This is a genomic window from Oceanispirochaeta sp. M1 (genome assembly GCF_003346715.1).
Classification (GTDB): domain Bacteria; phylum Spirochaetota; class Spirochaetia; order DSM-2461; family DSM-2461; genus Oceanispirochaeta.
In genome coordinates, this window is record NZ_QQPQ01000007.1 from 14,593 (window position 1) to 26,913 (window position 12,321).

General features: G+C 43.7%; 10 protein-coding genes. 6 read left to right on the forward strand and 4 right to left on the reverse strand.

Going from position 1 to position 12,321, the window contains the following annotated elements:
• Nucleotides 1-29: 29 nt before the first annotated feature.
• Nucleotides 30-2,663: a HEAT repeat domain-containing protein gene (locus DV872_RS06085; protein ID WP_114628973.1), complete on the reverse strand. Its 2,634-nt coding sequence runs from the start codon at nucleotides 2,661-2,663 to the stop codon at nucleotides 30-32.
• Nucleotides 2,664-2,749: 86 nt separating this feature from the next.
• Nucleotides 2,750-4,333, reverse strand: coding sequence for an adenylate/guanylate cyclase domain-containing protein (locus DV872_RS06090; RefSeq protein WP_114628974.1), 1,584 nt, complete (start codon nucleotides 4,331-4,333; stop codon nucleotides 2,750-2,752).
• Between the two features lie 173 nt (nucleotides 4,334-4,506).
• Between DV872_RS06090 and DV872_RS06095 the strand changes: the two genes are divergently transcribed.
• From DV872_RS06095 to DV872_RS06110, 4 genes are all read left to right on the forward strand, one after another.
• Nucleotides 4,507-5,517, forward strand: coding sequence for an NAD-dependent epimerase/dehydratase family protein (locus DV872_RS06095; protein WP_114628975.1), 1,011 nt, complete (start codon nucleotides 4,507-4,509; stop codon nucleotides 5,515-5,517).
• Between the two features lie 79 nt (nucleotides 5,518-5,596).
• Nucleotides 5,597-5,971: an FHA domain-containing protein gene (locus DV872_RS06100; protein WP_114628976.1), complete on the forward strand. Its 375-nt coding sequence runs from the start codon at nucleotides 5,597-5,599 to the stop codon at nucleotides 5,969-5,971.
• 11 nt (nucleotides 5,972-5,982) lie between these two features.
• Entirely contained in the window at nucleotides 5,983-6,720 is a 738-nt protein-coding gene (locus DV872_RS06105) for a GntR family transcriptional regulator (RefSeq protein ID WP_114628977.1), read from the forward strand.
• A 15-nt stretch (nucleotides 6,721-6,735) separates the two neighbouring features.
• On the forward strand, nucleotides 6,736-7,152 hold the full coding sequence (locus tag DV872_RS06110; RefSeq protein ID WP_114628978.1) for an arsenate reductase ArsC: 417 nt from the start codon (nucleotides 6,736-6,738) through the stop codon (nucleotides 7,150-7,152).
• Here DV872_RS06110 and DV872_RS06115 read toward each other — a convergent pair.
• Nucleotides 7,147-9,822, reverse strand: coding sequence for a hypothetical protein (locus tag DV872_RS06115; RefSeq protein ID WP_147283110.1), 2,676 nt, complete (start codon nucleotides 9,820-9,822; stop codon nucleotides 7,147-7,149). The two genes, DV872_RS06110 and DV872_RS06115, sit on opposite strands and share 6 nt — an antisense overlap.
• Before the next feature lie 140 nt (nucleotides 9,823-9,962).
• On the opposite strand from DV872_RS06115, the gene DV872_RS06120 reads away from it, so the two are divergent.
• Nucleotides 9,963-10,808 carry a hypothetical protein gene (locus DV872_RS06120; RefSeq protein WP_114628980.1) on the forward strand — a complete coding sequence of 282 codons (846 nt, stop codon included), beginning with the start codon at nucleotides 9,963-9,965 and terminating at the stop codon, nucleotides 10,806-10,808.
• Between the two features lie 98 nt (nucleotides 10,809-10,906).
• On the opposite strand, the gene DV872_RS06125 is transcribed toward DV872_RS06120, so the two are convergent.
• Nucleotides 10,907-11,497, reverse strand: coding sequence for a hypothetical protein (locus DV872_RS06125; protein WP_114628981.1), 591 nt, complete (start codon nucleotides 11,495-11,497; stop codon nucleotides 10,907-10,909).
• 64 nt (nucleotides 11,498-11,561) lie between these two features.
• On the opposite strand from DV872_RS06125, the gene DV872_RS06130 reads away from it, so the two are divergent.
• On the forward strand, nucleotides 11,562-12,290 hold the full coding sequence (locus tag DV872_RS06130) for a metallophosphoesterase (protein WP_114628982.1): 729 nt from the start codon (nucleotides 11,562-11,564) through the stop codon (nucleotides 12,288-12,290).
• Nucleotides 12,291-12,321: the final 31 nt, after the last annotated feature.

Sequence of the window (12,321 nt, forward strand, 5' to 3'; positions counted from 1 at the left end):
ATTCTTTCAGCCTTTCGATCACTGTTTAATCAAACCAGAGATTTTGTTCTCACTCTTTCCAGGGCCCAGAATGTATACTTTCTGACACTCTTATCCGGATCTTCTTCCAGAGCCTTCAAAATCTCCTTGCCCTCATCAGTATTCAGAACTTCCAGGGCTTTTGTGACTTCTATCCGGACATCTGGATTGGGATCCCTGGCAGCCAGAACGATACCTCTGAATGCGGCCTTAGTCCTGATTGCAGCCAGGAATGCTGCAGATTCCTGACGAACCGCGGAATCACGATGTTTGAGCTTTCTGATATGATTTTCCACAAAACCTGTGGACTCAAGAACTTCAGCAATATATTTCTGCAGAGAGGGTATATCTTCTTTAAGAAGTTCAACCATAGTCTTCTCTCCCTCATAGCCCATCATCTTGAAAACTGTACTCAAATCCTCCCTGAGCTGTGGTCCCGCATCTTTAAATAATTCGATTGCGGCGGAAATACTCTTCTTGTCCTTCTTTCGGCTCAGGCTTCGAATACAGTCCATCTTATATTCATCTTCATTGGCAATTTTTCTTCCAAGAATATCCACGGAGGCAGCACTTTCAGATGCCCCGAGACCATCGATAATTCCATATATAACTGCAGAGACTTCATTTTTATCATTCAGAACGGCTTCCATATCCTTAAGAACCGCCTGTGTTCCGCTGGTTCCCAGAGCTCTGGCGACTTCCTTCCTGACTTCAGGAACCGGATCCCGGAGCATTGATGTACAGCGGGCCAGCTCCTTGATCTCTTTATATTCAACAAGAGCCCATATACTGGCAATTCTTACAACTGGATTTGCGTCATCCAGAGCGGCTCTGATCTCCTTGAGAAAAGTCTTTTTACCTGTAGCAGGAAGAGAGACGATAATGGCTGCTCTGCTCTGGGCATCAACAGATTCCAGGATGGATTTCACCCTCTCATTAAAGAGATTTTCCGCATAGGAACTGAGCATTCCAGCAAACTCTCTGGCCTCTTCAAGAGGCAGGATGGGAAGATTCTCAAGGATAATCTGCAGACAACTCTCTTTTTTCATTGCTCCCAGAACCTTTAAAGCCTGGATTCTGACAGCATGGGAATAACTGTCACGTCCTTTTCTGATTATCTCCATAGCCACTGTCTGTACTTCTGCTTCAGGCATTGTCTGGAGAGTCGTCCGGAGTTCATCTTTAAGAGGAAAGTCCGGATCCTTCAGAAACTCCTCAAGAACAGGCATAAAGATATATGCTCCTCTGGGAGGCAGTGCTACCAGAGTATCTTTTAGGAGAATTACTCTATTCCGGATATCAAGGACCTCACGGCCCAATAGAACAAGGGCGGTATCATTACCCCGGAGCCTGACACATTCAAGAGTATTGGTGTAGAGCTCATTCAGTTCTGAATCCTCTTTCTTTTCAATATCCTGAGTAAAGACCCGGTCAGCCAGATGTGTGATTGAATCCTGAGGACCGGCAGTTTTCAAGAGTCTTGAAGCCAGGAGTAATGAGCCTCGATTGTTATTGGATTGAAGACCTCCAAGGAATCCGGAGACATTAACCTCCAGAGAATTCTTCAAAAGGGAGTAATTTCTCTCAAGCTGTTCACTGTCATTCATATAGCTTTCTTTAAACAGACGGTCTAATACAGCACATTCCTGAAGATAACTGGCAGCACCCTGCCGCAGCTCAAGATCATCTCCCGACAGAATCTGCAGAGCAAGATCCTGATCCTCGGGAGACTCAGGAGACAAAAGCTGAATAACATGCAGTACCTGCTCGTTATTCATAGAAGCGAGATCCAGGGAGTAGGATGTAGCAAAATCTTCCATTATTCTCTTTTTAGCTTCCTGTCGAACCTCAAATACCGGATCATTGAGAAGCAGATTAAATAGAACAGCATAGAGAGAAGACTGATCTGTATCGGAGAATTCTGTAGTATCATCCGACCCGAAGGGGCGTGCATCCCCGGGGATTTCCCTGATAACCGTACTGCGAATCAGAGAATGCGGGTCTTCAAAAGATTCCCAGACAGCACGAGCCGAACGTTCATCATCATCATGAAGAAGAATATGAATAGCGAAAAAACGTGACGCCCATTCGGGATCACCGGTCATTTCACGAATTTCATCCAACCGGTCTTTAAAGAGTTTCAACGCCTTGGCACCGTCAAAGGGCTCACCCTTTCCGGAAAGGGCTATTCTTCTCAGCTTTAAAAAATCACTGCTTCTATCAAGAAACTGTTCGAGTTTCTGAGCAACCTTTTGATGGTTGAGGGCTCTCTGAAAGACCGTAAATAGACCTCTGTCAGGTATGTATTCAAGTATCCAGCCAAGAAGCTTGCTATTGTGACTATTCCCATAGCGTGTGACCCAGTCTTCTCCCAGATCAAGAATTTCCGGAAGGTTAACATTTTTCCTTTTTGAGATATCCACCAACAGGGCAGACTTCTTCAAAAGCTTCTCTTTCCTGTAATGCTTTAGAATCTCCATTTTTTTCAGGTCCGGTTCAGCAGCAAGGGCTTCCAAAGATTTTCTGAATCGTCTTTTACTGATAAACAGAATGATAATGAGAAAGACAAGTGCTGCGATGATTAGAGCCGCCGCGATCAACACATAAAGTGGCAGAGAATAGACGACTTCCATCAGCTGTTCCATAAGGGTCTCCTTTTAACTACCGGGATTTGTTAATTTTCCCGGTAAAATATTCAAACTGGTCCGAAGAGTCCGGGCCCAGGGGCTTTCTATGACATTCCGATTACGTTAAAAATCTGAATGGGTTTTACTTTTCCCTTCACTTTTACCGCATCACGGGGTTCAATTTTGAATCTATCATCCAGATACCGACGTGTATCTTCTGTTATAATAATCTCTCCGGCTTCGGATACACCTTCAAGACGAGCTGCCAGGTTGACTGTATCTCCGATAACCGTATAGTCCATACGCCTGGAGCTTCCCAGGTTTCCTGCAACCAGATCTCCCGTATGCATACCGAAACCGACGGTAAGCTTGGAGGCCCGGCCCTTAAAAAACTGCCTGTCTTTAGCCTTCACAAGATTCTGTATTTCAACGGCACAGGAGACTGCTTTAATTGCATCTTCCTGCTCATTGACCATGGGAACACCCCAGGCTGCCATGATGCAATCCCCGATAAACTTATCTATATATCCGCCGTACTTGATAACAATCTCAACAGCTTCAGTAAAATACTCATTTAGTACTTCAATTATGTATTCAGGTGATTTGTCTTCAGAAAAAGAGGTATAGCCCCTGATGTCCGCAAAGAAAACAGTGGCATGTTTTGTTCCACCCCCGGGTTTCACCATCTCAGGAGAGTCCATCAGATTCTGAACAATATCATTTGAGAGGTAGCGGGCGAACATATCCTTTATCACCCGTCTGTCTTCGGTGGCGACTTCAATGGATGCCTTCAGTTCCTGCTCCCTGGTCTGATCGGTTAAAAGGAGGGTAAGCCCTTTATGTTTACCCCTGACACCTTTCAGAGTGGTCACATTGAGTGAAAAATCCATATCCCTGTCATCACCCGGCGGTTTGAATATTCCTTCCATACCTGGAATCTCTATACCGGTTTTCCCGGCTTTTTGAATCGCATTAAGAATTTTACGGCTCAGGGATTTTTTAAAAAACTGATCTACCGGAACACCTATGGCGTTCTCATCCATGCCCATGGATTCCTCTGCCATATGGTTGAAATATTCAATCCGGTTATCCTCATCCGTTGTGATTAGAATATTGGTCATGGATTCAAATATATTTTTCTGATACTGCTGCAGATCCTCAACCTGTTTCACATAATCTTTCAGCTCTTTATAGAGCTTGGAATTCTGAAGCATACCACTGGCCTGCTTGGTAAATGAATCGAGAAAGTTGAAACTGTTTCTGTTATAGAAAAGTTCCTGTTTAGAATTCAGAACCAGAACGGCAATCCTGGATTTCACAGTATTCATAGGCAGGGCGATACCGCTGTTCATCATGGGATGAAGAAATAGATCTTCAAAATGTACTTCCTGACGGGAAGAACGTCCCTGAAGGACAACAGCCTTTCCACATTCATTGAGAAATTCTATAAGCTCTGAATCATGAGACAGAGATTGGGGTGCCTCAAATGCACCTCTTTTATACATCTGTATCAAATCTGAATTTTTATCTTCAGAATTTTTGAAAAGATAAAGGACAGCCATATCCGATCTGGTAATATCCAGAGACTGCTCCACAAGAACAGAGATAAGGCTTTTAAAATCCCCTTCATCCGCCATCAGGGCACTGGCACGGACCAGTTCATCAAGAACCTGAAGTTCCTTTACCATACGCGGCTCCTATTAATAATCAACTGCTGAATAATAAAAATATAAATCAAGTGAGCATTATGTTACAAGCTAATTTTTGTCATCACATAACTTTAATCTAATTTAAATCTGGAAAGCAGCCATAAAGACCGGAAAGCTTTGATCTAACAGGCATAGCTGTATAAAATAAGATTATGACTCAAAAGATACTGATTACAGGAGGAACCGGCTTTATCGGTTCACATACTGTCCTTGAGATTCTGAAAGAGGGACACGAACTGCATCTCCTGATCCGTGATATTAAGAAGGCTCAGCGAATTTTCGGACAGCCTGATAATCTTTATTACCACAAGGGTGATATCCTTGATACAGAATCTCTGGAGTCCGCGGCCCGGGGCTGCAGCTCACTTATCCATTGTGCCGCCATGGTCACCCTGAACCTTAAACAGGAAGAACAGATGCACCGGGTGAACGAAGAGGGTACAGAAAATATTGTCAGCCTTGTAAAAAAGTGCGGAATTAAAAAAGTACTCTTTGTCTCCTCCTGCGTGACCCGCTTTCATCCCCAACAGAAACAAATGACTCCAGAGAGCCCTTTGCAGGAGGGATTTACACCCTATGCCTGTAGTAAGTCCAGAGGGGAGCAGATGATTCTGAGCCTCAGGGATGAGGAAATCAAAGTCTTTGTCACCTATCCTTCATCAGTGATAGGTCCCGATGATCCCGGTCTCAGTGAAGCAAATAATGCCCTGATCTATATGATGAATTATGCAGTTCCTATCTGCAGCGGAGGATTTCAATTTATAGATGTACGGGATCTTGCTGTAATTCACCGCCGTCTGATGAGAGAGGAGGCAGTTCCCGGACTCTATATGACTGGCGGCCATTTTTTTACCTGGAGTGAGATGCATCCTCTGGTTCAGAAACTCTGCAGCAGGAGAATCCTTCGCATCAGAATCCCCGGATTTGTATTACGCGGTGTTGGAAGAGTTGTTTCTTTCTTCCAGAAAAGAATCGGATTCACCTTCCATCTGACCTATGAAGGAGCCTTGTATATGACCCGCTGGAATATTCTCGATGACAGCAAAACCCTGAAAGCTCTGAACTTCACCTTTCGTCCGGCAGAACAGACTCTGAAGGAGACTGCATCATGGCTGACAGAGAATAATTATATACATATGAAGAATAGTCCGTTAGAACAATAGGGCTGATAAATTATTACTATTGAGGAAAGGGCATTCACTGGAGTATTATGCTATAATTATTTCCTAGAGGAGAGTATTAGTGGAAGACCAGACCATTATACAGAACAGCAAAAAAAAGAAAGAAACATTTCTGAAGGAAAAGGCTGTTCTTCTCATATTATCATCTCAGGAACTGGGAACATCATATATTATAGATACAGATGAGGTTGTAATAGGCAGAGATCCGTCTTGTACCATCCGCCTCCAGGACCCGGAAGTAAGCAGTATCCATTGCAGGATTTCTGTCCCCGAAGAAAAAACCTTTATTCTGGAAGATATGGAATCAACAAACGGAACATTCCTCAATAAAAAACCGGTTACGAAACCGACTCAGATTTTTTACAGTGACAGGCTAGTTCTGGGAAAAACTGTTCTCCGCTTCTTTCTGGAAGAATCTCTAAGTGATTCGGTTTAGGAGAAAGATCAATGGCCACCGGAAAATTACCAATACTTGTACAACAGACCTATGAAGATATTAAAGAGATTATTGAACGGGGAGAAGTAGAGGCCTCGGGGCAGCTCCCTTCGGAGAATATTCTCTCGGCTCAGCACAATGTCAGCAGAGCAACCGTAAGAACAGCACTGGCCAGACTCGAATATGACGGCCTTATCGTAAGGGTTCATGGAAAAGGGACTTTTGTCCGTGAAAAAACACTTAATCTGGAAACCTCTCTTAATGAGAAATGGGATTTCATCCCCATGCTTGAAGAGAACGGAAGAAAGGTAAAGATTGAGCTTATTGGAATACACCAGCGTTCGGCAGGATCAGAAGATGCCCACCTTCTGAATGTCAGACCCAATACTGAGATTGTTGAACTTAAACGGCTTTATCTGGCTGATGGAGCCCCTGTTATTTATTCTCGGAATATCTTTCCAAGAAATGCTCTGAGAAAAGGTGCCGACCCTGTACTTATGAATTATCAGTGCACTGCTTATGAACTTTTCAATGACTACTTTAATGAGGAAGCAGATAGCAGCCTGACGGACCTTCTCCCTGTTCTTCCTGATGAACAGATTGCGGCCCATCTTAAAATTGAGAAGACAACCCCTATATTTCTCTTTAAGGATCTATTTTTAACACAAAATGAACATATCCTCCTTGCAGGTGAAAACTTTATGCATGAGAATCTATTAAAATTGCGTTTTCTTAGTAACCCTAAGTAAGACACAGGAGATTTCATGAAAAAGAATATACTATTTCTATGTACCGGAAATTCATGCCGGAGCCAGATGGCCGAAGGCTGGATGAGAGAATTACACAGTGATGAATATAATGTCTATTCTGCGGGTATCGAGACACACGGTCTGAATCCCGCTGCCGTTAAGGTCATGGCGGAAGCGGGTGTCGATATCAGCGGACACAAGAGTACCCTTGCCACAGATTATAAAGAGATTGATTTTGATGTGGTAATCACTGTCTGCGGACATGCCGATGAAAATTGTCCTGTCTACCTGGGCAGAACAAAAAAAATTCATCACGGATTTGATGATCCTCCCCGCCTGGCAAAGGACATCGAAGATGAAGAGAAGAAACTTGATCCCTTCAGAAGAGTCCGGGACGAAATAAGAGATTATCTGAAAGATTTTACCCTATAGAAATGATGCATTCATAAAGACCAGCTGAAAAGCCGGTCTTTTTTCATCCAGCAGCCAGAGAAAACGAAAACCGAGATTAAATTCTCCCTGCTCCTGATTGGCTGCAGTCATATCAAGAGTAAGTTCTGTTCCAACGGATCTGTAATTCTGATCATCCCCGGCCAGATCTCCCTGAATCAGATAATCATAAAACAGATTCCCCCTGATCCTTTTGATATAGAGAAATGAACCTGCTGCGGCATCAGGATAGGCTATGGGAAAATCATAGTCTCCTGATACTTTCAGAGTTCGATATGCGACAGAGGAATCATAGCCCCTTGCAAAGGGGAAACGCAGAGAATAATTACCGCTCTGCTGTTCAAATGCCGCTCCGAAACTGAAACCTGCATTCCGGAAAAATCCAGGAGTATAGAGAATAGAATGAGTATAGTACTGATAAAACTCTGAAGGATCCGCAGGATTCATACTGCTGCCGCAGCGCTCATACACCCCCCACTTAGGTTTAATGGAACGGTAACTCCCCGGCAGGACGGCATATGCAATCAATCCGGTATTCACTGGAAAATAGTGGGCAGTCTCCTCTCCTTCAAGAGGAAGATAAGCTCTGATTCCAGCACTTACAGCAGGATTAAGATAAACGTCCCAGAGTTCTCTGCTCAGGTTCATGGGAAAGGAGAACATCATTCTGCTATATACATCAAACAGTTCGACTCCTGAGAGAACTCTGTAGTCCGCCGAATTTCTCAAACTTATAACAGGATAGAATCTCTGCCAGTCCATATCTAAAAAAGCGCCCCAGGTTTGCTCATTAATATCGTATTCCCCTCCTACAGACCAGTTGAAGGTTCCCATTATATTGGCAGACTGTAAATTGAAACGGAGGCCCGTCAGGGTTTCAAGGTTGGGAGAAATTCCCCAGCTGTGTATATTGAAAGCTGAGGCAAAAAGAGAATAGTCCTCAATCTCATCTTTACTGCTGTCATCTGCTGCAGAGTGAACCGACCAATCTCCCTCTCTTAGATACGGAAAGCTGCTCTCAGAATCTTCAACAGTCTTATCAAAGGGAATCCAGTTCTCAGGATTCAGCTCCAGGGCCACTGGAACAGATCCGTTTATTCCCCGGGTATCGGAGTAATAGAGTATATCCCCCCCTCTTTCAACATAGGGAAACCCTACGCCGAAAGCTCTGGAAGTCAGCTGATATTCCTCACTGCTCTCCAGATCCAGAGCCATGATATTTTCAAGCCCCCCGGCGTTGGATGCATATATAAGGTAGTTCCTCCAGGAACAGAGACGCTTAACCGTTTCATGGCTGTAATCTTTCTGAACATTGAATTCGCCACTCTCCAGATCCAGGGAGATGATGGCCCTTCCTTTTTCATTCTGCTGCAGGAAATAGAGAGTCTCTTCATCTTCTGACCAGGCAGGATAGGAGGGAAAACCCTCTTCGGGGACTTTATACTCCTTCAGGATTTCTCCATCTGACGGATTCAGAATACGGATGGAGCCCTCTCTTCTCCGGCTCCAGTAGACAGCAGCCAGACTCTCTCCTCCCGGAGAAAAGGCCGGAAAGAGTGTTCGGCTCTTTTTTGTCAGATACTTTTTCTTTCCAGTCTCCAGATCGTAACTGATCAGATCAGACCAGTTCAGAGATTCATACAGCATTGAAGGTCTGTTATAGGTCCAGATAATCTGCCTGCCGTTACTGCTCGCTCCCGCAAAGGGCTGGAGCCTCCGGATAGACTGCTCTTCCCCATCCTGAATTCTTAAGAGTTCAGACGGTTCAGCCAGAGAGTATTTACGAGCCAGTACTCCCCTTTCATCACTGAAGAGAACCTCATAGCGGCTGTAAATATTAGGAAGTTCATTCAGGAGGAGACTGTCCTCTCTCAGTTCAAGAGCATTAATTTCTTCTTCCCAGTTCTTCTTCAGATCCTCCATCATATCCAGAAAAAGACGAGACCAGGATTTACCGCTAACCTTCTTTGCACCCAGATAGAGCCCGAAGGCAGGGAGGGGGATGGCAGCTGTTGTCTTCAGGATTCTGTTCCAGCTCTCCTCTCCATATTCACGGCGGATATAACTGGTCATAAAATATCCGAAACTGTATCGGTTGGGATAATATATTTGATATGAACGGTTCACAAACTGCTGGTAAGAGTAATCACCCTCCAGACTCATCACCTTAAGCTGCTCATAAAATGCGGGATCACGCCCTCTACCGCCATCGGAGTATATGGTTTCTGCAGAAACAGCATCTCCTTCCAGAAACCAGCGTGGGATAGATAGATGGATTCCTCCGGTCTGAGCCAGTTCTCCCCCGATATAATAAAGGAAGCGGATAAATCTCATATTCATGGAATCCATCTGTACCATATGCCTTGTTTCATGAAGTCCAAGAAGATCATACCAGTCCAGTGTTGAGAGACCTTCCGCCGCAGGAGTTCCATACCAGACCCCTTTTCTGGGCGGCATGGCGACATAACCGTTACTGACCATTCCTGAATTTGTCAGAATAAGGGGCCAGCGGGTCTGTTTTCCACTGCTGAAATCCAGGCTCTCTCTCTTGTAAACTTCATCGATTTTTTCAGCCAGAACCAACGCTGTTTCACTCAGTTCTTCCGGAAAAATGAGGAGAATGTGTTCTTTTTCGATTTTTTGCCAGTTCACTCCGGGGGAGTATTGTGCGGAAAGAGGAAGGATGAAGATGAGAAAAAGAACCGGTACTTGGATTAATCTTTTTAAAGGCATTATAATCATCCTCATTAAGCGGACACTTTAAGATCTCTTCACCATTATGGAGTAAAGATATGATAAAATCAAAAGTAACCGCCCTTGATCACAAGGAAATAAAAAACAAAGGTATTCAGATGAAAAAAATTTTATTGCTTTCCCTTGCAACCTTCTTTCTTGCAGGCAGCCTTTTTGCCGAAACAACAAAGACCATTATAATTGAGAATTTTCTCGAAGAGACAGTCTACTATCTCTATCTATCTCCCGTTGATGAAAGGGAATGGGGAGAAGACAGACTTGGTGATGATCTCTTTGATATGGGCAGCACTATAGAAATCGAGATTACTTATGATGAATCTCAACCCATATATGACCTGATGGCGGAAGATGAGATGGAACAATCATACCGCATTGAAGAGATAAATCTGAATGAGACAAATTTCATTTCAATAAGCCCTGAATCTTTCCTTCCCTTCGGAGGACGAAATCCTGTGGTCAGAGAGATGACATTCAGCAATGAAACAGGGGAGGATATCTACTATCTCTATGTTTCTTCCAGAGATTCCATGTACTGGGGAGAAGACCTTCTTGGTGATGAAGTATTGGAAAACGGCGCGACCATAAGCATCACGATTCCAATTGATGAAGATTATCCTGATAACGACATACTTGCAGAAGGTGAAACCGGTTCATCATATGAACTGATGGACTTTAATATGCTTGAAGAAGATTTTTTCAGTATAACGTCTGATGATTTGAGTCAGTCCGGTGATGATTACAGTGACTATGACGACTATGATTATGATGATTACGATAATTCAAATGGTAATGACGAGTATCTTCAGGGGTATAAAGACGGATTTACAGATGCATGGAAGGAAGCATACAGCCAGGGATTTCAGGCTGCCATGGAACAGAACTGATTTATATAAAATAGTGATATATGATCCTCTTCTCAGGGGATCATTTTTTTGATATGAATCATATTGCATTCAGACCAGTTCACACACCAATGTTTCCCCTAGCTCAGTTTTGCCAGTCTTCTGAGAATAAGTGGCTTGTTCTCCTGCACATACTCTTTAAATTCTTCAAAATCATCTTTTGTTTCCGAAGCGGCTCCGGAAAGAATAAGCACACGGTTTTCCCATTTAAACCATAAGAAATGCTTTGCCTCTATCGGTCTATAACCGCCAGCAGCCAGACGGCTCTCGAGAGCACTGTCCAGTTCAATATGATTAGCCGTTCCGCTTATATACAGAATATCTCCATCCTGAGCCATAAATAAAACACAGCGTGTAAATCCCTGGGAAAGGGCATCATCATTTCTAAAACCTTCCAGCTTCAGATCCAGAGAGCCCAGGCGCAGATTATACCCCTGCATACGCAGTGCCTTTCTGATGATTACAAGCTCCCGCCGGACATCCTGCATAACCTCAGTATCGGTTCTGTTCTTTTCAAGCCTGTGACGCAACTCTCTCAACTGGGACTCATACTGATAAAAAATTTTCGTATTATTCGTCAGGAAAATTGTAGTATCTGACATGAGGGTCCATACAGTTGCAAAATACTCGTTGAGATTACCGATTGCTTTGTTGAATATATTTTTTTCCATTTATACCTATACTATAATCAAAAGAGAATTATAAAACTATGAAACTTTACAGTTGGAGATTTAATTGAAGGTACTTGTACTCTCAGATATTCATGGAAACCTGGAGGCTATGGAAGCCGTGCTGGAAGCTGCATCGGGTATGGACTGGAAAGAACTGTGGTTTCTGGGAGATCTCTGCGGCTATGGACCGGATCCCGAAGCCTGTTACAGAAGGTTGATTCAGGAGAAACATATATTTATACCCGGTAATCATGACCTCTATCTCTGCGGGCGTATGAAGGGAGAATTCTTCAGCACTGAGTCCCATAGAGCACTGATTCTCAGCCGTTCTCTTATTTCCGGAGAGTTGGTAAATCATATGAAACAACTCCCGGCATTTATAGAAAGAAAAGGATTTCTACTACTCCACGGTTCACCCGAAGAGCCGTCTCGGAGTTATATTCTTGGAGAAGATGATGCCTTAAGAAATTTCAAGGCGGCCTCAAAAAAATGGATACTCTTTGGGCATACCCATATTCAGGAGCATTACTCACTCAGAAGTAGAGAGCTCAGTTCATCAAGAGCTGCCGATGGAGATCTAATTTCTCTTAAGGGTGTAAAGATCCTGATCAATCCGGGGAGTGTGGGTCAGCCCAGGGATAATAATCCCAAAGCCGCCTGGGGAGTTCTGGATACGGGTAAAAAAGAATTCAACTTTTACCGCACAGCCTATGACTATACGAAGACACAGGCAAAAATGAAGGATTTGGGATTCTCAGATTTTCTTATTGAACGGATTTCCAGAGGGGTTTGATTCCTCCCCTGGATTTAACCTCACTTCTCTG

Bases quoted from the DNA above. Each gene is read 5' to 3' on its own strand.
- DV872_RS06085 (WP_114628973.1), bottom strand. From the start codon at position 2,663: ATGGAACAGCTGATGGAAGTCGTCTATTCTCTGCCACTTTATGTGTTG.
- DV872_RS06090 (WP_114628974.1), bottom strand. From the start codon at position 4,333: ATGGTAAAGGAACTTCAGGTTCTTGATGAACTGGTCCGTGCCAGTGCC.
- DV872_RS06095 (WP_114628975.1), top strand. From the start codon at position 4,507: ATGACTCAAAAGATACTGATTACAGGAGGAACCGGCTTTATCGGTTCA.
- DV872_RS06105 (WP_114628977.1), top strand. From the start codon at position 5,983: ATGGCCACCGGAAAATTACCAATACTTGTACAACAGACCTATGAAGAT.
- DV872_RS06110 (WP_114628978.1), top strand. From the start codon at position 6,736: ATGAAAAAGAATATACTATTTCTATGTACCGGAAATTCATGCCGGAGC.
- DV872_RS06120 (WP_114628980.1), top strand. From the start codon at position 9,963: ATGATAAAATCAAAAGTAACCGCCCTTGATCACAAGGAAATAAAAAAC.
- DV872_RS06125 (WP_114628981.1), bottom strand. From the start codon at position 11,497: ATGGAAAAAAATATATTCAACAAAGCAATCGGTAATCTCAACGAGTAT.